At 60.9% G+C, this 22,935-nt stretch carries 25 protein-coding genes; 11 read left to right on the plus strand and 14 right to left on the minus strand.

Features of this window, described 5'->3' with window-relative positions; genetic code table 11:
• Positions 1–122 precede the first annotated feature (122 nt).
• The 4 genes from SO156_RS40140 (at position 123) to SO156_RS40155 (ending at position 4,822) form a co-directional block, all read left to right on the plus strand.
• Positions 123–1,598: a benzaldehyde dehydrogenase gene (locus SO156_RS40140; protein WP_498538633.1), complete on the plus strand. Its 1,476-nt coding sequence runs from the start codon at positions 123–125 to the stop codon at positions 1,596–1,598.
• A 227-nt stretch (positions 1,599–1,825) separates the two neighbouring features.
• The gene (locus SO156_RS40145) at positions 1,826–2,926 is read left to right on the plus strand and encodes an NAD(P)-dependent alcohol dehydrogenase (protein WP_498538634.1); all 1,101 of its coding nucleotides are present in this window, start codon (positions 1,826–1,828) and stop codon (positions 2,924–2,926) included.
• A 210-nt stretch (positions 2,927–3,136) separates the two neighbouring features.
• Positions 3,137–3,613 carry an Lrp/AsnC family transcriptional regulator gene (locus SO156_RS40150; RefSeq protein WP_498538662.1) on the plus strand — a complete coding sequence of 159 codons (477 nt, stop codon included), beginning with the start codon at positions 3,137–3,139 and terminating at the stop codon, positions 3,611–3,613.
• A gap of 906 nt (positions 3,614–4,519) precedes the next feature.
• Entirely contained in the window at positions 4,520–4,822 is a 303-nt protein-coding gene (locus tag SO156_RS40155; protein ID WP_498538635.1) for an HU family DNA-binding protein, read from the plus strand.
• A 544-nt stretch (positions 4,823–5,366) separates the two neighbouring features.
• On the opposite strand, the gene SO156_RS40160 is transcribed toward SO156_RS40155, so the two are convergent.
• From SO156_RS40160 to SO156_RS40180, 5 genes are all read right to left on the minus strand, one after another.
• Positions 5,367–5,951 carry a mobile mystery protein B gene (locus SO156_RS40160; protein ID WP_498538636.1) on the minus strand — a complete coding sequence of 195 codons (585 nt, stop codon included), beginning with the start codon at positions 5,949–5,951 and terminating at the stop codon, positions 5,367–5,369.
• Entirely contained in the window at positions 5,948–6,400 is a 453-nt protein-coding gene (locus tag SO156_RS40165) for a mobile mystery protein A (protein ID WP_498538637.1), read from the minus strand. Before SO156_RS40165 ends, SO156_RS40160 begins: the two co-directional genes overlap by 4 nt.
• A gap of 267 nt (positions 6,401–6,667) precedes the next feature.
• Positions 6,668–7,327: an NYN domain-containing protein gene (locus SO156_RS40170; protein ID WP_498538638.1), complete on the minus strand. Its 660-nt coding sequence runs from the start codon at positions 7,325–7,327 to the stop codon at positions 6,668–6,670.
• On the minus strand, positions 7,296–7,565 hold the full coding sequence (locus SO156_RS40175; protein ID WP_498538639.1) for a recombinase family protein: 270 nt from the start codon (positions 7,563–7,565) through the stop codon (positions 7,296–7,298). Before SO156_RS40175 ends, SO156_RS40170 begins: the two co-directional genes overlap by 32 nt.
• Positions 7,517–7,987: a GGDEF domain-containing protein gene (locus SO156_RS40180; protein ID WP_498538640.1), complete on the minus strand. Its 471-nt coding sequence runs from the start codon at positions 7,985–7,987 to the stop codon at positions 7,517–7,519. Before SO156_RS40180 ends, SO156_RS40175 begins: the two co-directional genes overlap by 49 nt.
• Before the next feature lie 1,316 nt (positions 7,988–9,303).
• Here SO156_RS40180 and SO156_RS40185 point away from each other — a divergent pair.
• The 4 genes from SO156_RS40185 (at position 9,304) to SO156_RS40200 (ending at position 11,907) form a co-directional block, all read left to right on the plus strand.
• Entirely contained in the window at positions 9,304–9,609 is a 306-nt protein-coding gene (locus tag SO156_RS40185; RefSeq protein ID WP_498538641.1) for a hypothetical protein, read from the plus strand.
• A 1,134-nt stretch (positions 9,610–10,743) separates the two neighbouring features.
• Positions 10,744–11,190: a phosphopantetheine-binding protein gene (locus SO156_RS40190; RefSeq protein ID WP_498538663.1), complete on the plus strand. Its 447-nt coding sequence runs from the start codon at positions 10,744–10,746 to the stop codon at positions 11,188–11,190.
• Positions 11,150–11,413, plus strand: a complete 264-nt coding sequence (locus SO156_RS40195) for a thioesterase domain-containing protein (protein WP_498538664.1) — start codon at positions 11,150–11,152, stop codon at positions 11,411–11,413. Before SO156_RS40190 ends, SO156_RS40195 begins: the two co-directional genes overlap by 41 nt.
• Before the next feature lie 92 nt (positions 11,414–11,505).
• The gene (locus SO156_RS40200; RefSeq protein WP_498538642.1) at positions 11,506–11,907 is read left to right on the plus strand and encodes a hypothetical protein; all 402 of its coding nucleotides are present in this window, start codon (positions 11,506–11,508) and stop codon (positions 11,905–11,907) included.
• A 69-nt stretch (positions 11,908–11,976) separates the two neighbouring features.
• Here the strand turns inward: SO156_RS40200 and SO156_RS40205 are convergent, their stop codons facing one another.
• The 7 genes from SO156_RS40205 to mdcA are packed head-to-tail and all read right to left on the minus strand — an operon-like array spanning position 11,977 to position 17,994.
• Entirely contained in the window at positions 11,977–12,897 is a 921-nt protein-coding gene (locus SO156_RS40205; protein ID WP_498538643.1) for an acyltransferase domain-containing protein, read from the minus strand.
• On the minus strand, positions 12,897–13,745 hold the full coding sequence (mdcB, locus tag SO156_RS40210) for a triphosphoribosyl-dephospho-CoA synthase MdcB (protein ID WP_498538644.1): 849 nt from the start codon (positions 13,743–13,745) through the stop codon (positions 12,897–12,899). The genes SO156_RS40205 and mdcB overlap by 1 nt, the downstream gene beginning before the upstream one ends.
• A complete protein-coding gene (gene mdcG, locus SO156_RS40215) occupies positions 13,742–14,389 on the minus strand; it encodes a malonate decarboxylase holo-[acyl-carrier-protein] synthase (RefSeq protein WP_498538645.1) in 648 nt (215 codons plus the stop codon). The genes mdcB and mdcG overlap by 4 nt, the downstream gene beginning before the upstream one ends.
• A complete protein-coding gene (gene mdcE / locus SO156_RS40220; protein ID WP_498538646.1) occupies positions 14,382–15,122 on the minus strand; it encodes a biotin-independent malonate decarboxylase subunit gamma in 741 nt (246 codons plus the stop codon). Before mdcE ends, mdcG begins: the two co-directional genes overlap by 8 nt.
• Positions 15,109–16,023 (minus strand): biotin-independent malonate decarboxylase subunit beta, encoded by a 915-nt coding sequence (locus SO156_RS40225; RefSeq protein ID WP_498538647.1) that lies wholly within the window; start codon positions 16,021–16,023, stop codon positions 15,109–15,111. Before SO156_RS40225 ends, mdcE begins: the two co-directional genes overlap by 14 nt.
• The gene (gene mdcC, locus SO156_RS40230; RefSeq protein ID WP_498538648.1) at positions 16,020–16,337 is read right to left on the minus strand and encodes a malonate decarboxylase acyl carrier protein; all 318 of its coding nucleotides are present in this window, start codon (positions 16,335–16,337) and stop codon (positions 16,020–16,022) included. Before mdcC ends, SO156_RS40225 begins: the two co-directional genes overlap by 4 nt.
• Positions 16,338–16,347: 10 nt before the next feature.
• Positions 16,348–17,994 carry a malonate decarboxylase subunit alpha gene (gene mdcA, locus SO156_RS40235; protein WP_498538649.1) on the minus strand — a complete coding sequence of 549 codons (1,647 nt, stop codon included), beginning with the start codon at positions 17,992–17,994 and terminating at the stop codon, positions 16,348–16,350.
• A gap of 223 nt (positions 17,995–18,217) precedes the next feature.
• Here mdcA and madL point away from each other — a divergent pair, with 223 nt between their 5' ends.
• Genes madL through SO156_RS40250 form a run of 3 tightly spaced genes read left to right on the plus strand, consistent with a single transcriptional unit; the run spans position 18,218 to position 20,136 of the window.
• The gene (madL, locus tag SO156_RS40240; protein ID WP_498538650.1) at positions 18,218–18,658 is read left to right on the plus strand and encodes a malonate transporter subunit MadL; all 441 of its coding nucleotides are present in this window, start codon (positions 18,218–18,220) and stop codon (positions 18,656–18,658) included.
• The gene (gene madM / locus SO156_RS40245; RefSeq protein ID WP_498538651.1) at positions 18,655–19,419 is read left to right on the plus strand and encodes a malonate transporter subunit MadM; all 765 of its coding nucleotides are present in this window, start codon (positions 18,655–18,657) and stop codon (positions 19,417–19,419) included. The genes madL and madM overlap by 4 nt, the downstream gene beginning before the upstream one ends.
• Positions 19,420–20,136, plus strand: a complete 717-nt coding sequence (locus SO156_RS40250; RefSeq protein WP_498538652.1) for a GntR family transcriptional regulator — start codon at positions 19,420–19,422, stop codon at positions 20,134–20,136. It abuts the gene before it with no gap.
• 149 nt (positions 20,137–20,285) lie between these two features.
• Here SO156_RS40250 and SO156_RS40255 read toward each other — a convergent pair whose 3' ends face one another.
• Positions 20,286–21,626 (minus strand): LLM class flavin-dependent oxidoreductase, encoded by a 1,341-nt coding sequence (locus SO156_RS40255; protein WP_498538653.1) that lies wholly within the window; start codon positions 21,624–21,626, stop codon positions 20,286–20,288.
• A 605-nt stretch (positions 21,627–22,231) separates the two neighbouring features.
• Positions 22,232–22,858 carry a LysE family translocator gene (locus SO156_RS40260; RefSeq protein WP_498538665.1) on the minus strand — a complete coding sequence of 209 codons (627 nt, stop codon included), beginning with the start codon at positions 22,856–22,858 and terminating at the stop codon, positions 22,232–22,234.
• Positions 22,859–22,935: the final 77 nt, after the last annotated feature.

Consider the following 22,935-nt stretch of genomic DNA (forward strand, 5'->3'; position numbering starts at 1 on the left):
AAGACACCAAAGGGATTTGCCGAGGCCCAGACCCAAACCATTCGATCACCGAATTAGTGAACTTGCACAGCAATGACCGAACAGTCAATCGATCCGCATCAGGCGGAGGGGAGGAAATTTTGATGAACATGCAGGCCCGCGATTTCATTGCCGTCGACCGATGGCGCGGCAAGGCGTTCCTGGGGGAATGGAGTACCACTGATGGCGGTGTGATAGAGATCAGCAATCCGGCGACCCGCGCGGTGCTTGGTTCGGTCGGCATCGCCGATCCGAGGGACATCGCCAGGGCCGCGCGCGAAGCGCGCCAGGTGCAGCCGGCATGGGCTGCGAAGCCGCCCCAGGAGCGCGCGGCGATCCTCAACAAAGCCGCTGATCTGCTCGAGCACAACGGCGAGGAGCTGATCGGCTGGATCATGCGCGAGAGCGGCTCAATCCAGTCCAAGGCCGCGATCGAGATCGGGCATGGAGCGGCTTTCGTGCGCCATGCGGCGGTGATTGCGATCGAGCCCAATTGGATCGTGCTTCCGTCGATGGAGCCGGGGCGATTGAATACCGCGAAGCGCGTACCCCATGGCGTTGTTGGCGTGATCTCGCCGTTCAACTTCCCGCTGGTCCTTTCCATCCGCGCCATTGCCGCCGCGCTGGCGGTAGGCAACGCCGTAGTGCATAAGCCGGATCCACGCACCGCGGTCTCCGGCGGCATCATCATCGCCCGCATCTTCGAGGACGCGGGTCTGCCCAGAGGCGTGCTGCAAGTCGTGCCGGGCGGTGCGGCCGCGGGCGAGGCGATGTCCGCCGATCCCAACATCGCGATGATCTCCTTTACCGGATCGGCGAAGGGCGGCAGCAAGGTCGGCGAGGTCGCCGGCCGTCATCTCAAGAAAGTCCAGCTCGAACTCGGCGGCAAGAACTCGCTGATCGTGCTCGACGATGCCGATGTCGACGTCGCGGCCTCCAATGCTGCCTGGGGTGCGTTCCTGCATCAGGGGCAGATTTGCATGTCGACCGGCCTCGTGCTCGTACAGGCGAGCATCGCTGACGCGCTGGCGACGAAGGTTGCCGAGAAGGCGCGACATTTGCCCGCGGGCGATCCATCGTCGGGCCAGGTTGCGCTCGGTCCCATCATCAGCGACGCGCAGGTGGCGAAGATCCAGGCAATTGTCGACGATGCGGTGGCGAACGGCGCGCGGCTGCTGGCCGGCGGTCGCCACGACGGACGGTATTACGAGGCAACCGTGGTAGCCGGCGTGAAACCCGGCATGCGCGCGTTCGAGGAGGAGATCTTCGGGCCCGTCGCGTGCCTCGTCAGCTTCGCGACCGACGATGAAGCAGTTGAGCTTGCCAACCGCTCCGACTATGGCCTCGCCGCCGGCGTGATTTCCGGTTCGCTTCCACGCGCGCGCGCTGTGGGCGATCGCCTCGCCGTTGGCCAGCTCCACATCAATGACCAGACAGTCAATGGCGGGCCGTTCGCGCCCTTCGGCGGGCGCGGTCGTTCCGGCAACGGCAGCCGCATCAGCGGTCCTGCGATCTGGGAAGAGTTTACGCAATGGATGTGGACCTCGGAGAAGCCGCAGGCGACTCCCTATCCGTTCTGATCCGCCGCACCTCGTGCAGCTTCCCGCGCCCGCGCGCTAGAGCATGATCCGGACCCGAAGGGCCGCGTTAGCGCAAAGCGTGCAGCGGCTTTCCCTCGTGACAAACGCGGAGCGCGTTTGTGCGGAGATCACTCAAACAATGACCTTAAAGCGCGATGACGATTCATCCCAATCCATCGCGCTTTAGGAGCCTCCCACCTTTCAATCCCTCACCTCTGGAGACCAAGATGAAGATCCGCGCCGCCGTCGCACGCGAAAAGGGGGCACCGCTGAGCCTTGAAACCATTGACCTCGAGGCCCCGCGCCCGAACGAGATTCTCGTCAAAGTAAAGGCCACGGGAGTCTGTCACACCGATATTGTCGTCCGCGATGGCATGCTGCCGACGCCGCTACCTGTCGTGCTCGGTCACGAAGGTGCGGGCGTCGTCGAAGCGGTCGGCGCTGAGATCACCAAGGTGAAACCCGGCGATCGCGTGGTGATGACCTTTAATTCCTGCGGCGCGTGCCCTAGCTGCCAGGACCACGCGATCAGCTATTGCCATGAATTTTTCCCGCGCAACTTCTTCGCAGCGCGCGCGGATGGATCCAGCGCGCTGTCGGCGCACGGCGCGCCGATCAACGGCAACTTCTTTGGCCAGTCGTCATTCGCGACTTTTGCGCTTTGCCACGACGTCAATGTCGTGAAAGTCACTTCCAATGTCCCGCTCGAGCTGCTTGGACCGCTCGGTTGCGGCGTGCAGACTGGCGCCGGCGCGGTGATCAACGCGCTGAAGGTTTCCGCCGGAAAATCCTTCGCGGTGTTCGGATCCGGATCGGTCGGATTGTCAGCGCTGATGGCGGCGCACGTGGTAGGCGCCACCACCATCATCGCGATCGATGTCAACCCGGCAAGGCTCGAGATCGCGAAGTCGCTCGGGGCCACCCACGTGATCGATCCGCGCCAAACCAATGTGGTCGAGGCGGTCATGCGGATCACCGGCACTGGTCTGAATTTCGCCCTCGACACAACCGGACTGCCTGCGGTGATCCGCAACGCCGTGGAGAGCCTTGGCCCGCGCGGCAGCTGCGGCATTCTCGGCGCATCTGCGCCGGATGCGGAGATCGTGCTCAACGAGACGCATTTCATGAGCGCCGGCCGCCGCTTGATTGGCATCGTCGAGGGCGACTCCAATCCCGCTGTCTTCATTCCGTCGCTGATCGATCTCTACCGCAGCGGCCGTTTCCCATTCGACAAGCTCGTCAAGTTCTATACGCTCGATGAGATCAACACTGCGATCCATGATTCCGAGACCGGCGCCGTCATCAAACCGATCGTGCTGATGAACTGAACGCAAGGTCATTTGTCGCGGCGAGGAGGCGAGCCTAGCTCCTCGGCCGTCGGGCCCAGTTCCAAAAGGGCCTTTTCGACCTCATAACTGCGGATTTCTGCTAGTCTGAACGCTCCAAAAAGGCATTTTCGTTGCATTTTCTCGCCATTCGGAGGATTTTCGCCATCGCATAGGATCTTGACGGCGAAATTCATCTCAAAGTGGCCGGTTATGCGATACGACCGAATAGACGCGCGCATCCTCGAGATCGTGCAAAAGAACAACCGCCTGACCTCAGATGTCATCGGCGAAATGGCCGGACTTTCTGCCACCGCATGTCAACGACCACTGAAGAGGCTCCGTTCAGAAGGCATTATTGAAGCTGATGTCTCAATCCTATCGCCGAAGGCGGTAGGACAACCGATTCGGATGCTTGTGCTGGTGACCCTGGAACGGGAGCGTTCAGACATAATTGATAAGTTCAAGAAGGCCATCAAATCGTCCGTTCAAGTCGTCAATGGATTTTACGTCACAGGCGACGCCGACTTTGTTCTCTACGTTACCGCGGGCACCATGGAAGAATATGAGCAGTTCACGCGGCGGTTCTTCTATGAGAATACGGACATCAAGGGCTTTAAAACGATGGTCATAATAGACCGCGTAAAGGCGGGCTTCGCCATTCCTGTTGAGGAGCCGCCTGAGGATTGACAGGGTATCGCAGCCCACGAATCTTTGACGCTGCAGTAACAAATGGGCTCGCAATCCCAGGATCCGCTGCGACTCCGGGCAGCTCGAGACCATGGGACTCAATAAGATGCCGAGATGCCCAATTTGATTGCATTGTCCTTGAGGCCTCGTTCTCCTTGCGCGCGCTTCGACAGCACACCCTGATTTTGTCTGAGGAGTGCCGAATAGACTGTTCAGCCGTGCGGTCCGGTATGTCGATCATGTTCTCGATGCCGGCGCGGAACGTATCAAAGCCGACAAGGAAAGTGACTTCGTTGGCAATATCCCATTCTATTTTCTGACGAACGCACGCGCACAGAAACTTCCCTGCCGCGTCGCATCGAAGAACCAGTAGAAGTCTGCCGTATCGTTGAGACCCTGGACGTTGCCACTTGGCGTCGCCTCCCACCGGACGCAAGAAAGCAGCCCGGCCGAATAGCTCTCAAGCACGGCGATCCGATCGAGAATGGCCGAAGACCGCCGGGTTGGACACCCGACGTGCCAGAACCTAATGCATCAGATAGCGATGAATGCGCCCGTTTGCACAGCGAGACCCTTGCCAACAAAACATCATAGAGATCAACCTTCGGAGGGGCCGGTTCACATGGGAAGTCGCTGGGCAACACTGCGCGCTCTCGGCCCGATCAGAAGATGGGGAAAGGAGCCGGCGATCGAATCCACCTGGTATAAGAAGCAGGCACGATGCCGGAAATACATCGAACTCATCCTTGAATTTTGGCTTCCAATAGGTTCTAAGCTCGTTACTCCTTCATAACCTCCGCATGAACAGGAAGCAATTTGTGCGTTTTTGCCGTACGCGAACGAGAGTCACGGAGCCGGCGTATTACACGCATTTGAATTGTTCTGTGCCTTTCAAAGGAAACCAGCATGGCTAAAATGACCAAGAACCAGCTAATTGATGCAATTGCGCAGGGAACGCAGATTTCCAAGGCTGACGTAAAGGCAGTCATCGAGCAGATGGCGACTGTAGGCTACAATGAGTTGAACCAGTCCGGTGAGTTCGTCATTCCCGGTTTCGTCAAAATGTCAGTCGTGAACAAACCTGCTACCGAAGCTCGCAGCGGAGTTAATCCCTTCACTAAGGAGCCGATGGAATTCGCGGCCAAGCCGGCCAGCAAATCGGTTAAGGCGTCACCGCTCAAGGTTGCTAAAGACGCAGTCGCGATGTGATGTAGCCCCCGCTCTCTTTGGATAGCCATCATCTCGAGTCACTGGCTTCAGGACGGGGCGCAGTACCGCCGAGTGCTGTTGAAGAGGCGAGTGGTCTACAGATGAAGGTGCTCGACACATGGGGGTCTTACTCCGATCTTACAATGCTACTTGAGCAAGACCCGTCGCGGTTCTCAATCACCACCGACTTTGTACTCAACCAACTTCACGCCCTCATTCGCGTTCCATTTGAGCTGCTGAGCGACTACTGCGGGACTATGATCGGGTGAACCCTGGCAGAACGCTCGTCAAAGAGCTTCGCGATGCAGACCGGTACGAATATGCCCGTGCCATCCGAAACACGGTATCGCACAATTTCCGCCTCGATTTCTCTCGGTACAAGCCACAGCAGTTTCCGATTACGTAGCGAGGCATCTCCTTGACCGCTGACCTGCACGGCAAGGCGATTACCTACGAGTCATGCCGGCACAAAATCCGGCTATGAGCTCTTCGTTGCGATGCGTGGGTCTGCCGAGGCTTTGCCAGAATAAAGATCTGGCCAGGTTCACGACCGCGCGAAAGCGATGAGCGGGCCGAGATCATGATTGTCGGCAGCCTGAAGAGCTGCGATGTAAGTCGCGCGTGCGGTGCCGGCAGACCGCAAGTCCGCGCCGCCCCATGTGAAGCGTTGGCGGCCAAGCTGCGTGACCATCACGTCGGCGGCCAGTCGTGACCAGCGGCCGTTGCCGTTTGGAAATGGATGCACGGATACCAGGCGGTGATGGAACCGAACGGCAAGTTCGTCCGGCGGATGGGTGTTGTTCTCGACCCAATATCGCGCGTCATCCAGCACTTGGTGCAGGGAGACTTCAATCAGGTTGGGCGCGACGCCGAGATTGCGCTCCGTTGTCCGGAATTTGCCGGCCCAACGCCAGACACGTTCGAACATACGCCGGTGCAAGCTCCTGAGAAAACTCTCCCGCATCACAACCTTCCGGCGGCCCAAAGCCCAGCGGTTTGCTGTCGCAATATTCTGCTGCTCGAGTTCGTTCAGTTCGCTGCGTAAGGTGATGTGGGTTGGAATAAGATCCTCACGCTCCGCTGGCGACAGTGGTGTCGCATGACCGTCGGCGGCATGTAGATCGGTCATTCGTCATCCCAGAGACGCGCGGGGCGTTGCAGCAAATCCTCAATTGCCTGCTCGCGGAGGGCCCGAGCGGCCTTCTTGTCTTTCACGGCCTGATCTTCCAACCGCATGGTTTGCTCGACGGCTTTCGACAGTCGTTCCGCAATCTCTTCGGCTCGCTTCGTTACAACTTCTGCGAGGGGGCGTTCGGGAACAAGCACGTAAACCAACCGGCAACCAAGGGCTTCGGCCGCGCGCTGGAGTGTGTTGAGTGTTACACTGCCGCTTTGCTCGGATTTTTCAAGTTCCACGATGCGCGGCTGGGATACGCCGAGTCGTTTCCCATATTGGGCTGTCGTCATGCCTAGCGCGTCCCGGATAGCGCGAATCCAGCCTTTTGGCGGGCGCTGAAAGCTCGCGAGGGGGCGCAGGCTCGAGAAGCGTTTGTCCAGGTGGCGGATGGCATCTTTCATTCGATAAGGTATAGCATATCATTCATGGGGAATAAATAAGAACTATCTTATATTTTTAGGCCAACTAAATAAGCTATATCTTATTGATCTTTTTAAGGTCCATCGAGGGAGCTCTTCCCACCCATCCGGTGCAGCTCCCAGTTGCGATTGTTCTTGAAATGTTCTGGTGTGCATCTGTTACGTAGACGTCGTTGTCGCGATTATCTAGCTCTTGAGAGGGCGAATTTCTTCTCGATCTCGGCGCTTCGGCTGACGATCGCCAAGGCCTCAGAGTACGGCGCGAGTGAACCGTTGGTCCGGATGCGGCTCAACGTCACCGGCGCCTACCAGCGGGTGGCAAACCGTCGCCGTTATGCCTGAACTTTGGGAGCAGGCAAACGGCGGCCTGATTAGGCGGGCGCTACGCAGCCGCTGGCGGTGCGGCCCGGGTGAATCATCGACCTTGCCATCCAGTTCGAAGAAGTTCGCCGCGGTGTCGCGGAGCTCCTGGCCCCAGAAGGCCGCCTCGACCTTAAAGCCACGGTCGATCAGTTTTGCGACGACCGGCACATAGTCCGAGTCCCGAGCAACCAGCAGGATATCGTCGTGGCCCGTGTCGATGACGTTGAACGGGTCATCCATCATGGCCGTCGCGATGGCCACGTCGACCTTCTTCTCCTTGTTCCCGGCGTTCATATTGTAGACTTGGGTCTTGAACCCGGCCTTGCCGACCATCTTCCAGAACGAGTCGCCGGGAGGCGGCGATCCCCACAGCTTGGCCACCGTGTCCTCGCCGCTGACGAATTTGTAAAGCTTCCCGTAGTCCAGCACCCAGCCGTGATCGACGACGCCCTTGTTCACGGCCTCAACGTTGTTCTTCTTGACGGCCGAGACGCGGGAGCCTTCGATGTAGAGGTTAGAATTGTCGACGTAGGTGTAGGTGATCATGCGGACGCTTCTCCAATGAGGATCGTAAGAAAATGATCAAAATAATGATTTTGGAAAATAATGACTCCGCGCGAGCGGGACTGTCGCACCAGGCTTCGCCCAGCAAGATAAAGCCGCATTCGCGTTCCCCGAGATCATGCAGGATATTGTGCAGGTCGCGGCTAGAGCGGGCCAGCCGGTCCAGCTTGGTCACCACAACGGGCATCGCCTTGGAGTAGCACTCGTTATAGGCGACCATCTTGCCCGACGCACGTCGCGCCCGCGATCTCGCATCTTTCGATCAGGAATGGTCAATGGGAATGAACTCAGCCGGCGAAATGACTCCCCGGACAGGGTTCGCCGAAAGCCCCGACGAAAGCGCTCGGCGATTTCCAACGCCTCTTCTACTTTAGCCAGATTGGTCACGATCAGCGCAAATTCGTCCCCGCCGATCCGCGCGACATTATCGGTCTCACGCGCGCATCGCTGCAGTCCCGCTGCGGCCTGAATGAGAAGCTCATCTCCTGCGGGATGGCCGAATTTGTCGTTCACTTCCTTAAAGCGATCGAGATCAAGGAGAAAAACCGCGAATTCCTCGCCCGAGCGAGCCAACCGGTTGAGGGCAGCTTCGAAGCTTTCGTTGAAGGCGAAACGGTTCGGCAACTGGTGAGGGGATCCCACCGGACCCTCCTTTCGGCTTCCAATTGAGCAATGGTGCGTTTCGTGAATTCGAAAGAATTGGCAAAAACGCCGCGCAGAAGCACGAAGCCATAGGCCACAACTAGGATAGCGACGAGCAGATAGACGAAATCACCATTTCCGCCAAGGCAGATTGCCGTACCCACAAAAATCGGAGCCGTGAATGCAACCGCCGTCACCGGAATCGTAGCGAAGGCGAATGCTCCGCCCGCGAGCATCCCGGAGCAAAGACATGTGATCACGAGTTGGCCGCCATTCGAGGCGTCGGCGAAGAAAGCCACCGGAACGACCGCTCAGGCGGACCCAAGAACGAGCGCATTTCGCACCAGCCGATGCATGGCCCGTCGGGAGACGAACTGCGGCTTCATAATCCGTCGAGATAAACGCGCCTTCAGGCCTATCGATAACGCGCCACAAACCACGGCAGCTGCCCAGATCAGGGCATAGTTTCGGTTGGGCGAGTGCCAGAGAGCAATCACGAGCACCGTCGCATTGCAAGCGTTGGCCAGCATTATTCCCAGCGAATAACCAAGCACGAGAGAGAGCTGCTCTGCGCGAATGTGCCCTGGCCTCATCCGTCGCAGGGCCGCCTAAAGCCGCCAGATCCCCCGAATAGCTTCGAGAAATACGAGCTCAGAAATGTCCTCATCTGGGACCCCCGCAGGACTGGCTTAAACGTTGCCGCCAGTGCTGGAAGGTCGCGGCAAACATTTGAGAAAAGATAAATTCTTGAAGTTCGCCACGTCCGGCGCGGCAGGGGGGCCAATTTATTATTTAGCGCTGGCTACGGCGGGCCCGAGAGCTGGGTCGGCCCCCGTGTCCTCTATCACCGCAAACGCGGGAGCACAGTTCTGTACGTTGCGTACTGACCTGCGCCTTCAATCGACCGCCGAATTCGCTGGCCGCCAATTAGACGGTGGGGCGGTGTGACCGACAGTGCTCTACGAAGATGAGATGCGCGAACGCATCGTAAGTTACGGCGCCTGTTCCGACGATTTTTCTCTGCGATGAGGTCGCTATGACGCAGCTTGTGCGCGACACCTTGCCGCTTTCCCGCGCCATATCCGACAAAACGAAGCAATCCTGCGGGTTCGCCGTAAGAAGCGCACGATACGACGCAAAGGCCGATGTGTTTCGAGACCAGCCCCTCAGAACAAGTCTGGCCCGGATGAATTTTAAGGGCATTGTCGAAGTTAACACTAACTCCGCTCTGTCGGCGCGGCGGACAACGCGGTCCTTGTTAGAGCGGTCTAGATGATGGATTGCAGTGCCGCTCGCACTCAATCTGGAAGTGAAATGTGACGATTATCCTAACCCTGCTAGGGAGCGCAATCATCGGACTGGCGACGGGTCTGTTCTTACGGGTCTGGGCGATGGTCCTGGTGTCTCCGGCGACCGCGGTCATCGCCGCGATTATTCTTCAGGCCTCCGGCTTTGGCTTCTTTGCTGGCGTGTCCGTCGTCGTCGTATGCCTCATCGTCGGCCAGATCGCCTATCTGCTGGCAGCGTTCTGCGTGCATAAGGGAGACATCTCAGTTCAGGATGAAATCTACGGCGATCCAGGCGAACACAGCCATCAGGATGTCCGCGACAAGCACCAGTAGCGCAAGGCCCGTCCAGGGCGGCAGTTTTCGACGCAGCCGGAGGGTTTTTCGCCGTGTCAGCAGATGGCCCACTAAGAACGGAGGTGCGTACCCGACAGCAATGCCAGCCGCACTTTTTTGAAACACCATGGATCTCATTGCGGCACACCTTTCAATGCTAATGGTCGGTTTACCGTTTCATCAGCAAGAGCAGTGCCAGTGCGAAGCATGGGCGGCAGCGGCGCGGCGGAGCGGAAATGACAGCGTTGGAAGTGTGGCACGCAATCTATCGGGGCGCCTAACAGTGGGCATCAATTGAAGGCGCGCACGATTCGCTGCCAAGCCGGCGGCCCGCAGCACCGGGGAACAGGAAGTTGACTGGTGGCTGTAAACCTAACACATCACGGCCGTGCGCCCGAGCGCGTAACCTTGAGCCGTTACCTTAACTTCAGCACGATGTTGCAGATCCCGACACGATCCGCATTCTAGCTGACGCTCGCCGTCTGACGAATTGCCGCCAGAATTTCAAGGCTAGCACGAGCCGCCGGCGATATTGGCTGGAAAAACCGGCGGCTCACTCCGACAGCACCGTTCCAACGCCGCCCGTGCTAACGGAACTTGTGCTGAAGCCGGATTCCGGCGCACTTCTTAAGACGCGCGATGATTCACGGCGTGGGCAACAGAGATTTTGTCGATTACTCGCAGTGTGCGTGTAGTACGGTCACTCTGATCGCTTTACGTGGGCATGGAGATCACTAACGGCAGTGTATTTGGTCACTTGGGATTTGAATAAACACAAGGCGAACTACGCGCAGTCTCGACAGAATCTGATCGATCATATTTAAAGCTACAGTCACATTAAGGATGAGGGCTTGGATCCTTCAAGCGGCCTCGACAGCTGAGGCGCTAGACGCTGACATCCGGCGACACATGGGCAAAAACGACAGGCTCATTGTCGCGAGACTGGTGAACGATCAGCTCACGGCTTGTTGTGTAAGAGGTCTGTGGATCAAGCCTCGCATTAACTGAAGGCACAACGCCCCAGGCGCAAGCCCGAGTCGCAATGTAAAGCAAAAAAAATGGGTTCATGGGACGGACTTAGCCTTGGCCAGTTCTTGGCTCGAGTGGGGTTTTCAGTCGCTATCACGGCCGCCGTTGTCGTCGGGACTTTCCTCGCAATCCGATATATGGCGGGCTTTTATCGATGATCAGGGCCGGGCGCGGTGCTCAAGCATTGCAGCCCGCGAGGCGTATGCGCGGGCAGCCTATGGGGCGCCGCGGGGCGAGATCGAGATCGCGCTGGCGCAGATCTGGGCCGAGCTTCTGGGCCTGCAGCGCGTCGGCCGGCACGACAACTTCTTCGAACTGGGCGGGCATTCACTGCTGGCACTGCGAGTGCTTGAGCAAACTCCGGCGGCGGGGTTTTACTCTCGAACTTTCAGCGCATATCGCGAGTCCTCGCCTCGACCAGTGCGCCGAGAAAGTAAGCTCGCGATCGAAGGACGATCGAAAACCTGCGGGCCAACTCATTGCTCTTCGACTCGCCAAGAGTCGGCCACTTATCCTCTGTCACGCGCGTGGCGGAGGCCTGAGCATCTATGATGACCTCGTGCGGGCGTTGCCACCTACGCAAACGATCTATGGTATTCATGCCCTAAACTTCGGTCACGAACTCGCGAGGGTGCGTTCGATTGACGAGATAGCTGAAGTCTATGCTCGGGCCATTCTTCCAGTGCTACCGGACATGGCTTGTACGCTCGCCGGATGGTCTTTTGGCGGTGTGCTCGCCCACGCCGTCGCTGGCGTACTTATTTCGGCAACGTGAGGGTCGATTTTGTGGCTATGATCAATAGTGCCTATCCGTCGGTCCTAGAACCGCCTCTTAGTCTCTCCACGACCAGGAATGGTCCGAATTCCTTGTATTCCTTGCGGAGGAGGTCGCCTCAATACGGTGCAACGACCGAAATTCGGCCAGCTGACTTCGCAGCGCTTGCTGATCTTCTTTTGGGTGCATGGAAAATTGGAGCATCCGCGCTTGAGGAAATCTTCCAAGTGTTCGTTCGCCATATTCGCGCGGGCAGACTCTACGTACCCAAGAAGGTTTCAGCGCTCGGCGTCTCCTACAGTCAAAACTCCGCACACACAGCAACTTCATGGCGCGCCGTCTTCGATAGCGTCATTGAAGCGCTGCCTCTTCCTGGCGACCATCGCTCGCTCTTGAAGCATCCAAACGTAGTTATCCTTGCGAAGGACCTCTCAAATCGCGTGTTCCGCGACGCTATTCTCCATTCGCCCGCCGTTGAACAAAGTTTCAAATGACACACCGTTTCATGTCCTACATCAATAGATCGGATCTCCTTTGGATCAGGAAACAATGCAAGCCGCTAGCTAATTCGATCGGGTAACCCACTTGCGCAGGCCACATATAGTGCGAAACCCGTCCGCAGAGTAGCAGCGCATGGATGGCCGAAAGGCCTGCATCATCTCTGCCAGTGCATGTCCTGGACCAAGATCCAGCACCCCGGTCACGCCCAGTTCTGCCAGAGCTTCCAGGGTCGCGGACCAGTCGATGGCGCGTGCGACCTGGCACGCCAGTTTTGCTGTGGCGCCAGCAACGGAGAAGATGCGTTCGCCGTCACCTCCGGCAAGCAGGACTCGCTGGCTCGCAACGGCCGAACGCCTGCTGGCGTCGAGCGCCTGTTGCAGGGGGGCGCAGGCCCGCTCGAGCCTTGTCGTATGCGAAGCGATTTTCACGGCGAGAAGGCCCGTGCGCGCGCCTTCCTTGGCGGCGTCATTGCAGAGATCGATTACATCCCGCTCTGCGCCTCCGATCACGAAAAGGAGGTTGGGGTTCTTTATTGCGATCTCGCAGCGATATGTCTCGAGCAGCTGTTCGAGCGTGGCCCGATCGAGGTCGCGGACGTAGCCCAGTTGGCCATCGGGGCCGGCCACACTTTCCATGACTCGGGCGCGAATATCCGTCAGTCGCAAGGCGTCATCGGCCGTCCAGATTCCTGCGATGCTCCACGCCGCCATCTCGCCAACGCTGTAGCCAGTGACGGCTGTCCGTTCGACCAGGAGGTCGGCAATGCAGGCGTGGACCGCGAGAGCCGACGTGACGGTCAAGATCTGGCTGGCGTGATTGGCGGACAGTTCGTCCGCGCTTCGCGTCCTGATGAACTGCCGCGGATCCTCACCGAGAAGAGCGCTTGCTGCGACGAAGACTGGTTCCGCGGCAGGCCGATCGGCGACCAGATCGAAGATCTTGTCCGAAAGGGTTCCTTGTCCGCCGCAGAGCAGTGCAAGCATCAGGCCTCCAGCCGATCGACGAAGAGGGCCATCGCGAGCAGATCTGCGGAGCCGCCGGGACTCAGATTGCGCGCCACGAACGCTCGATGAATATCGAGGGCGCGCCTGCGCCATCCCACGGCGCCGACGCCGCCGGCGGCAAGGAACGGAGAAGCGCTGGCTTGTGCGAAGTGCAATCCCTCTGGCCCGCCCCGATACAGGAGGTTGGTATCGGTGACATCGGCGATCAGCGTCATGCATGTCTGAATTCGGACTGCTTCCTCGTCATGTGCCGCAAGCTTGCGCGCCGCATGCAGCGCGGGCAGGGCGATTTCATAGACCGACGGAAAGCCATGGGCGGCTTCTGCTCTGGCGCCGCCGGCGCCATAGCGCCGCGAGACCATGGCGCCATGGCTACGAAGCGATGCGGGGCCGGACAGAATGTCTTCGCCCCAACGCTCCGAAACCAGCCTGCCGAGTGACTTGCGAATGCCGACGGCGTTGCGATATCCGGCCGCGGCGCAAAGCAGACCCAGTCCGAAGATCGCGCCCCGGTGCGTGTTGATGCCGCAGGTCGCAGCTAACATCGCGCGCTCGGCGGCAACGCCGATCGCACGCAACCGGCTCATGCCGGCCCCCTCGGAACCCGCGATCGCCAGATCGCGGAAGAATGGCGTCAGGGTCTCGGCACTTCGGCAGAGCAACTCAGCGTCCATGTCACTGTGAGCGCCGTTGTCGACGTGGCTGACGAGTCCCGGTTTCGGATGGGTCTCGACTTCGAGCTTCAGGCAGAGCGACGCAAGATGACCGAGCCGCTGCGCGCGATGCCCGCTTTCTGGCGCCGATTGCCATCTCGGTGCAACGTTCATGACATCCTACCGGACAGAAATGCTGCGCGCGTCGTGCTCTTGACGCCGGCGGGTCCCTTCACGAGGATTTCGTCCTCGTCAGCGCCGGTCAGCTCGCGCCATTGCACGCCTCCGGCGTGACCGACGATCTCGCCATCGAGCCGCATGGGCGCCTGGTTCGCGATACGGGCGATCTCGGACGGCAGGTTCCTGGCTTGCTTTGCCGATGACAGCGGCCAGAGCAGATCGAGATCCGAACCATCCGAGAGATAGGGGAGGCCAGTGAGATGCTGCCACGCGAGGCTGCCGAAGGTGCGGGTCTCCGGCATAAGATCAAGGAGCAGGTCGATCGTATCGCGCCAGCGTGCAGGCGCCGCTGCGGCCGCATCGGCCAAGGATGGCGGCGGGGCGGATGCGATGATGTCGCCGGGCGCGAGCGCGAGTGCGATGCGCAGTTTGCCGTAACTCGGCGGCAGCGGCAGGCCGAGCGGAATCATGTCAGCGGCATCGCTGCAAGCTGGTCGGCGAACGATGAGGGGACGACCCGCGCGAGCCCAGCCTTCGATGATTGGCTCGCTGGCAAGTCCGGGATATTGGTTCATCGCGGCGCTCCACCCGGCTGCCGAGGCCTTCACCATGGTATGGCGCTCGAGAAGCTCAGCCATGTTGCGACCCCTGATATGAAGCCGTTGCGTGTGCGACGACGCGATCCGCGATCTCGGCCGCTTTCTGCCGTCCGCCACGCTCGGCGCCAAGGCGAGCGCGATCGTCTTGTGCTGCCGGCCGTTCCAGTACGGCCGCAAGCTGCGGCGCCAAGGGTGCACCTTCGTCAAAGACGACGTGGATGCCGCCGGTCTTCACCATGTTCTCGAGCCCGGGCGCGAACACCGGCGTCGCTTTCGCCTTGGCCTTCAGGACATCGATCGGAAGCTTGGTGACCCGCGCCATCGACGGCAGATCCATGACCGCGGGATGCGCACCGGGAAGTGCCGCCAGCGTAGCGGTCGCGAGCGCCGTGGCGATGAACGCACCGGCCGCGCTGCCGCCGTAGAGCAAGCCGACCGTGCGATGTCCCGCAGCTTGCGCCAGCAGCAGAGCCTTGGCTAGGTGAGACAGGTACTCGCTGAGGCCGAGCAACTCGTCGCGCTTGCTCATGCGCTGGCTGGCGGAATCCACCAAGAACAGGATCGGCGCTCGATCTTTCGATTTGATGATCTCGATCACGCGCCCCGCGAGCACGATCGCTTCGTCCACGCCGAGCGGCTGTCCTTGCGTGATGCCGAGCACGTGAATTGGTCCGCCGCCGGCAAGGACCGCCTGTCCCGCGATCGTCGCACCGGTGACGTCGACGTCGCTGCCGTTCGGAAACAGGGCGGCCAGAATGTCATCGAGCGTCATTGGCATTCTCCCTGTTGTTGGTCATGCGAAGAAACGCATCAGTCGGAAGTGAGGGGATCTCCGTCGGCTGGTCGATGCCGAGCGTCTGCCAGATCTCGACGGCGTCCTCGGCCTCGCCAAAGCGTTGCAGTCGCCGTTCGAGGCGCCTCTGCTCGGCTTCGAGAACCGCCGCGTCGCAGCCATGCTTGCCCTTGAGTGCGTCGATCGCCGCCTGGCGAAACGCCAGCGCTTCGTCGTCGACGAACGCATCGGCGCCACCGATGAGATAGCGGTGCTTGCCGCCCATCGTACGCCAGACGAGCGCGCGGTCGCGTGAGTCGAACTCCTCAATGCCCTTGTTGGTCTCGATGACCTCGGGGCCGCTGACGCTGATCCGCCCTTGCTCCGATACGATCAAACGCGAGCAGCTGCCGGCGACCAGGCTGCCGCCGCCATAGCATCCGGCTCGCCCCCCAATCAGCCCGATGACGCGGATGCCGGCGCGCCGCGCTTCGACGACTGCGCGCATGATTTCCGCAATCGCGAGCTCACCGGCATTGGCTTCCTGGAGGCGGACGCCGCCGGTGTCGAAGAGCACCAGCACATCCTGATTGAGGCTGCGAGCCGCGCGCAGGAGGCCAGTGAGCTTCGCACCATGGACTTCACCGAAAGCGCCGCCCATGAAGCGTCCCTCTTGCGCGGCGACGAGCAGCGGCGATCCGTCGAGGCGGCCGCGGCCGATGACGATGCCGTCGTCGAACTGCTTCGGCAGGTCGAAGATCGCCAGATGCGGGCTCATCTCGCGCAGCTCGGGCCCGATGAATTCGGCAAAGCTGCCGGCATCGACCAGCGCGTCGATGCGCTGCCGGGCGCTAGCCTCGTACCAGCTCAGTGAGACCGTGTTGGCGGCGACTGATGTCATCGTTCCGGCTCCTCGATCTTGCGGACACCCTGGGCAAGGCGCAGCGCGACCGTGTCGGGCCGGGCGCCGCCATCATTGATGGAGATACGCAAGCCGCCGGCAGAACGGCGGGCGACGAAGTCGCGGACCACGGCGTCCCACACCATGCCGAAGCCATGGGCGGCCGTTGCAATGTCGATGGCGCAGACATCCGCCGGAAGGTTGCGTTCCAGTAGCACCTCGAGATTGCCGGAGGCGACGACGCCGACGATCGCCTGCGCGCGTGTGCCGCCGGCGGACCTGGGGGCGGTCAGTCTGAAATTGAGCTTTTCCATGCAGAACTCCTCACCAGTTGCGGAAGCGGCTGGGCGGGCGGTAGAGGCCGCCGGAGGCCAGCATGAGATCCTTGATCGAGCGGGCCGCGAGCAGATTGCGGTCGGCGTCGAGCGGATCGATGCCGAGATCCTCGGGGCGCTGGATCACGCCGCGCTGCCTGAGCTGCTCGACCAGCTTCGCATCACGCGCGCGGCCGATGGCGGTGTAGCCGGCAACACCGCGGATCGCCTGCTCGCGCTCGTCTTTGCTGCGGCACATCAGGAGGTTGGCGATGCCTTCCTCAGTGACGATGTGGGTGACGTCGTCCGAGTAGACCATGACGGGCGCGAGATCGAGCTTGAGCTCTTGCGCCAGATCGAGCGCGTCCAGCCGCTCGACGAATAGTGGCGCGTTGCGCTCGCCAAAGGTCTCGCCGATCTGCACTACCAGCTTGCGGCCGCGGCGCAGCGCTGCATTGGTATCAGGTTCGGCTTCGGCGCCGGCCTTGAGCCAGGGTTCGCTCGGGTGACGGCGGCCGCGCGGATCGGATCCCATGTTGGGCGCGCCGCCGAAGCCGGCGATGCGGCTGGTCGTCACCGTCGAGCTGTGGCCTTCCAGATCAATCTGCAGCGTCGATCCGATGAACATGTCGCAGGCATAGAGGCCCGCCGTCTGGCAGAAGGCGCGGTTCGATCGCAGCGACCCGTCGGGCCCGGTGAAGAAGACGTCCGATCGCGCGGCGACATAGTCCTCCATGCCGACTTCCGAGCCGAAGCAGTGGATCTGGTCGACCCAGCCGGATTCGATCGCCGGAATGAGGGTTGGATGCGGATTGAGTGCGAAGTGGGTGCAGACCTTGCCCTTGAGACCGAGCTTCTCGCCATAGGTCGGCAGCAGCAGCTCGATCGCCGCGGTGTTGAAGCCGATGCCATGATTGAGCCGGCGCACGCCGTAGGGCGCGTAGATGCCCTTGATGGCGAGCATCGCCGTCAGGATCTGGGTCTCGGTGATGGCGGCGGGATCGCGGGTGAAGAGCGGCTCGACATAGAACGGCCTGCCGGCTTCGACCACGAAATGCACGAGGTCGCCGGGGATGTCGACGCGCGGCACCTTGTCGACGATCTCGGTGACCTGCGCCACGACGAGACCGTTCTTGTAGCTGGTGGCCTCGACCACCGTCGGCGTGTCTTCGGTGTTCGGCCCCGTATAGAGATTGCCGTCCTTGTCGGCGCTCACCGCCGCGATCAGTGCGACGTTCGGCGTGAGGTCGATGAAGTAGCGCGCGAACAGCTCGAGATAGGTATGGACCGCGCCGAGCTCGATCTTGCGGCCGAACAGCATCCTGGCGATGCGCGCGGACTGCGGGCCCGAATAGGAAAAGTCGAGCCGCCGCGCGATGCCCTTCTCGAAGACATCGAGGTGGGAGGGCAGGACCACGCCCGACTGCACCATATGAAGGTCGCTGACATCAGCAGGATCGAGGTTCGCGAGCCCCTCAGCGAGGATGTCGGCCTGCTTCTGATTGTCGCCCTCGAGGCACACCCGATCGCCTGACCGGATTACCGCCTTCAATAACGCAGGCAGGCTCGGGATCGGGACGATCTTTCCGTTTGCGTGCCGTCGGCCGGCCGCCAGGCGCTCGCCGAGGGCGGCCTTTTGCATACCCCAATCGCTCATTTCGGCTCCTTGGCATGCGGGGTTGTCCTTGATGGCACGGAATGTATGCGTATTGTGTTCAGAAGTCAATTAGTGTATGCGATGTCTCATAAGCGATGAATATTCGCATGCACAGGAGGAAATTTAAGATGCGAATGCATACAGAGCGGCCCGGTCCAAAACGTCCAAGTCCAAAGCATCCAAGTCTTGGGGGTGGTGCCTGGCTCGCCAAGGGGAGGCGCCCGTGACCATTTCCGGCGTTGCATTGCTTTCGATCTGCACCCTCCTGGGTGTTCTGCTGGGCGACCTGCTCGGCGTCGCACTCGGCGTGAAGGCCAATGTCGGCGGCGTCGGCATCGCGATGATGTTCCTGATCGCGGCCCGGCTCTGGCTGGTTCGGCATGGCCTGCTTAGCCACGGGCTCAAGACTGGCGTCGAGTTCTGGGGCAGCTTCTACATTCCGATCGTGGTCGCCATGGCGGCGCAGCAGAACGTGGTCGCGGCGGCAAAAGGCGGTCCGATCGTCGTGATTGCGGGAATAGGCGCGGTCGCGGTGTGTTTCGCGATGGTCGCCCTGATCGGTCGGCTCAGCGGTCCGGTCGAGACCATGGACGAGATCGAGGCGCGAGAGGCCGAAGCGCTCGCCCCGTCTGTGCCTCACTTCAAGTCCGGGAGGGTCGCATGAACATGATGTCTCACGTTCTCGCCGCCAATTCGCTGCTCACCGCGTTCGCGGCCGTCGGGATTCTGATGTGGATCTCCGGGACGATCTCGAAATACCTCACCTTCGGGCGCATTCACGGTTCGGCGATCGCGATCATGCTGGGCCTCGGGCTGGCCTTTTTCGGCGGCCTCGCCACCGGGGGTGAAAAGGGTGTGGCCGACCTGCCGGCGCTGACCGGAATCGGCTTGATGGGGGGCGCGATGCTGCGGGATTTCGCGATCGTCGCCACTGCCTTCGAGGTCGATGTCGTCCATGCGCGCAAGGCCGGAATGATCGGTGCGGTCGCGCTCGGATTGGGGACGGTCGTTCCGTTCATTCTGGGCGTATTCGTTGCCGCGGCGTTCGGCTACACCGACGCCGAATCGCTGACGACGATTGGTGCCGGAGCGGTCACCTACATCGTTGGACCGGTCACTGGGGCGGCAATCGGCGCACCTTCGCCGGTTATTGCGCTCTCGATCGCGACCGGTGTATTCAAGGCGGTGATCGTGATGATCGGTACGCCCTTCGTCGCGAAGATGATCGGCCTCAACAATCCGCGCAGCGCAATGGTGTTTGGCGGCTTGATGGGGACGGTCAGCGGCGTTTCGGGGGGACTTGCCGCGACCGATCGGCGTCTAGTGCCTTACGGCGCGTTGACTGCGACATTCCATACCGGATTGGGATGTCTGGTCGCGCCGTCCATCCTTTACTTCGCCGTGCGTGCGATCATAGGAGGCTAAATGGCAGGTTTGTTCAAGGTCGCAGCCGAAACGGAAGACGATGGGGGACTGCTCTCCGATCGGATCCGGAACGCGCTGACGGACGAGATCGCCTCGGGCGCGCTCGTCGCCGGTTCGGCCTTGGAAGAGCAGCAGCTTGCCGATCGCTTCGGGGCTTCCCGCACGCCGGTGCGGGAGGCGCTTCGCCAGCTCGTGGTCAGTGGCCTCGCTGAAGTGCGTGGGCGCCGCGGCCTCGTCGTGGCGCGGATGACACCCGAGCGCATCATGGACATGTTCGAGACCAGCGCCGAGGTGGAGGCGATGTGTGTCCGCCTCGCGACCTATCGCATGACGCCGCTCGAACGCAGTCACTTGATCGAGCTCCACGAAGGCTCGCTGGCAATGGTCGAGGCGAGTAACGTAGATGCCTATGATGCTTTCAACCGGATCTTCCACGAATGCATCTACCGCGCGACGCACAATTCGTTCATGGCCGAGCAGGCGCAGGACGTCCGCTCACGGCTCAGCGCCTTCCGCCGCACGCAATTGCGGCAGGGCGATCGCATTCGCAAATCCCGCGACGAGCATGACGCAATCATGCAGGCGATCGCGGAGGGGGATGGCGATACTGCCTCGCGCAGAATGCGTGCGCACATGCTGAATGCGGCCGCAGCGCTCAGGCGCTACATCGACGATCGCCTCCGCCCCGTCGACGGGCCTGAGCCTGACAACGTCTGACAATTGCTCCCGAATGGGCGCCGTTCGGTGCCCCATTCCGCAAGGTGCGCCTCCTCGATTTGAACTTGCTCGGCAACCCTCGATGAGTAGTTAGATAGCGCCAGAAACGGCGACATCTGGCGGAAGGGCGCCGCTAACGAGCAGTGCGGTCATGCGGTTGCTCGGATGCGGCTGGAGAACAAGCTGTTTGGCCGGTCAAGGCCGTAGTGCTCGCGCAGGGTTGTGCCCGTGTACTCGTGACGAAACAGGCCGCGCTTGCACAGAATCGGTACGACCTGCTCGGCGAACAGATCAAATCCTCCCGGCAGCCATGGTGGCATGACGTTGAAGCCATCGGCGGCGCCATTCTCGAACCAGGTCTGGATATTGTCGGCGATCTTCTCCGGCGGACCAGCGATGACCCAATGGCCGCGCGCACCGGCGAGGCGCTGCACGAGCTGACGGATCGTCGGCTTTTCGCGATCGAGGATGTCGACGATGAGCTTGAAGCGGCTTGCGATGCCATGCGCACCATCGATGTCGATCGAATGGCGCGGGAAGGGGCCATCGAGATCGAAGCCGGTGAGGTCGAGCCCCGTCATCTGGCGGAGCTGGGTGAGCGAGAATTCCGGCTGGATCAGCGCATTGAACTCTTCCCGGAGGCGGTCGGCTTCCACTTGCGTGCTGGCGATGAACGGAGAGATGCCGGGCAGGATCTTAATTTGATCCGAGCTGCGGTCGAATGCGCGCGCCTGGCGCTTGATGTCGGCATAGAATTCCTGCGCGCTCGCCAAGGTCTGGTGCGCGGTGAAGATCGCTTCCGCAAAGCGCGCGGCGAAGGCCCGTCCGTCCTCGGACGAGCCGGCCTGGACATAGACCGGCCGGCCCTGCGGCGTCCGCGAGATATTCAGCGGACCGCGCACGCGGAAGTGCTTTCCGATGTGGTCGATCGTGTGGATCTTGCTGGTGTCGGCGAAAATGCCGGAGACTGGGTCATTGACTAGCGCGTCGTCTTCCCAACTGTCCCACAGGGCGGTGATGACATCGAGATATTCCCGCGCCCGCTCATAGCGTTCGTGATGCGGGGGGTGCTCGGGCAGTCCGAAATTCTGCGCGGCCTGCGGCGAGCTCGTCGTCACGATGTTCCATCCGGCCCGCCCGCCGCTGATGTGATCGAGCGAAGCGAACAGCCGTGCGAGGTTGTAGGGCTCGGTGTAGGTCGTCGACGCCGTCGCGATAAGGCCGATGCGCGTCGTGGCGGACGCGATCGCGGTGAGCAGCGTGATCGGCTCCAGCCGGAAGCGTTGCGCGTAACGGACGTTGTCCGATAGCACCGGGCCGTCGGCGAAGAAGACCGCGTCGAACTTGTGGGCTTCGGCGCGTTGCGCCAGCTCCTGATAGTAGGTGACGTCGAGAATGCGGTCGATCGTCGAGGCCTTGTGACGCCAGGCGGCCTCGTGATGACCGTCCGGATAGATGAAGAAGTTCAGGGAAAGCTGCCGCTTGCTCATGGTCTGGCTCGCAAATGTTGTTGTCGTCCGATCACGGCCTCACCGTGCGCGCGCTAAACCGGACTCTATGTTGACGCTCGCGAAGCTGTCGATGAAATGAATTTGCGTTGTTACCCGCGAAGCGAGCATGAACACTGTGAGCTTGTCGCCGATCGGAGATCACCGTCCCAATCGTCATAGGATCTTCGTCCGCGATGCCCTAGCGCGAAATTCACGCTTGGCTCTAGGAAGCCGCCGGCGGAAGGATCGCCGCAAGGCTCTCTTCGATGTCCACGCTGTACAGGTACCCGAGCAGGGCAAGCTGCTGGCCAAAGACCGCACGGAGTTCCCTAACTCAATAAAGAACTGCTCCTGCTCTCACATGTGGTCGCCACGCACGGTCAACACTGCCGAGGCACTCGGCGGACCGCCCAGCGCGGGCGTATCATGAGCCATCACGAAGGCGAGGCATCCTGACCGGCAACATCGAGCTGCACATCGGAAAGCGCAAGGAGGTCCTCAGTCCTGGTGATTGCGTCCTGTTCGAATCCACCATACAGCATAAGCTGACGGTGATACGGCAGAGCCAGCATCGGCACTAGTCGCTACAAAGGCGATCGAGGGCATCAGCCCGTGCGGCGGGCAAAGAGCAGGGTCGCTCCAAGCCCACACATGACGGCGCCGGATGCTTGCCGCGTCCTTCTAATAAATGACGGTCGCTTGGCAAAACCATCCTTCGCCCGTGCGGCCCAATGGGTCACGATCAAGTCCACGCTCGTATTGAGCGCGACCGAGATGAGGCCGAACACGATAAACTGCACGGCGACATGCGCGGATGGGTCGACGAACTGCGGAATAAACGCGAGAAAGAATGCGGCCGTCTTCGGATTGAGCGCCTCGACGACGATGCCTTCGCGAAAGGCCCGGTGCGCGCCGGTCGTCTGCACCTCGGCAGGTTCGACGATGCGCGCTTCACGCCATGCCTTCACCCCAAGCCAAATGAGGTAGAGAGCGCCCGCTATCTTCACTGCCGTGAATGCCTCGGCGCTGGCCATGATGAGCGCCGATATTCCGACGGCGCCTCCGATAACGTGTACTAGGCCGCCGAGACCAAGACCGACGCTTGACGCCAGGCCTTCCGCTCTTCCACCTGCAAGCGTTCTTGCTACGATGTAGAAAATGCCGGGTCCCGGCGTGATTGCCACGACTATCGCTGCCGCAAGGAATACAAGGAACGTTTGAAGGCTGATCATCATTTACCGAAGGGAGTACATTGTCTGGGTTCGAACCTTGGGCGGGATCGGGCAAAGCCGCCTCCGCTCTCCAATTC

Source organism: Bradyrhizobium sp. UFLA05-125 (genome assembly GCF_059803515.1).

Coding starts and splice junctions, on each gene's coding strand:
- SO156_RS40260 (WP_498538665.1), bottom strand. CDS start 22,858: ATGATCAGCCTTCAAACGTTCCTTGTATTCCTTGCGGCAGCGATAGTC.
- mdcG (WP_498538645.1), bottom strand. CDS start 14,389: ATGGCTGAGCTTCTCGAGCGCCATACCATGGTGAAGGCCTCGGCAGCC.
- mdcA (WP_498538649.1), bottom strand. CDS start 17,994: ATGAGCGATTGGGGTATGCAAAAGGCCGCCCTCGGCGAGCGCCTGGCG.
- mdcE (WP_498538646.1), bottom strand. CDS start 15,122: ATGACGCTCGATGACATTCTGGCCGCCCTGTTTCCGAACGGCAGCGAC.
- madM (WP_498538651.1), top strand. CDS start 18,655: ATGAACATGATGTCTCACGTTCTCGCCGCCAATTCGCTGCTCACCGCG.
- SO156_RS40225 (WP_498538647.1), bottom strand. CDS start 16,023: ATGACATCAGTCGCCGCCAACACGGTCTCACTGAGCTGGTACGAGGCT.
- mdcB (WP_498538644.1), bottom strand. CDS start 13,745: ATGAACGTTGCACCGAGATGGCAATCGGCGCCAGAAAGCGGGCATCGC.
- SO156_RS40250 (WP_498538652.1), top strand. CDS start 19,420: ATGGCAGGTTTGTTCAAGGTCGCAGCCGAAACGGAAGACGATGGGGGA.
- SO156_RS40255 (WP_498538653.1), bottom strand. CDS start 21,626: ATGAGCAAGCGGCAGCTTTCCCTGAACTTCTTCATCTATCCGGACGGT.
- SO156_RS40150 (WP_498538662.1), top strand. CDS start 3,137: ATGCGATACGACCGAATAGACGCGCGCATCCTCGAGATCGTGCAAAAG.
- SO156_RS40165 (WP_498538637.1), bottom strand. CDS start 6,400: ATGAAAGATGCCATCCGCCACCTGGACAAACGCTTCTCGAGCCTGCGC.
- SO156_RS40145 (WP_498538634.1), top strand. CDS start 1,826: ATGAAGATCCGCGCCGCCGTCGCACGCGAAAAGGGGGCACCGCTGAGC.
- SO156_RS40155 (WP_498538635.1), top strand. CDS start 4,520: ATGGCTAAAATGACCAAGAACCAGCTAATTGATGCAATTGCGCAGGGA.
- SO156_RS40140 (WP_498538633.1), top strand. CDS start 123: ATGAACATGCAGGCCCGCGATTTCATTGCCGTCGACCGATGGCGCGGC.
- SO156_RS40175 (WP_498538639.1), bottom strand. CDS start 7,565: ATGGTCGCCTATAACGAGTGCTACTCCAAGGCGATGCCCGTTGTGGTG.
- SO156_RS40160 (WP_498538636.1), bottom strand. CDS start 5,951: ATGACCGATCTACATGCCGCCGACGGTCATGCGACACCACTGTCGCCA.
- mdcC (WP_498538648.1), bottom strand. CDS start 16,337: ATGGAAAAGCTCAATTTCAGACTGACCGCCCCCAGGTCCGCCGGCGGC.
- SO156_RS40170 (WP_498538638.1), bottom strand. CDS start 7,327: ATGATCACCTACACCTACGTCGACAATTCTAACCTCTACATCGAAGGC.
- SO156_RS40205 (WP_498538643.1), bottom strand. CDS start 12,897: ATGCTTGCACTGCTCTGCGGCGGACAAGGAACCCTTTCGGACAAGATC.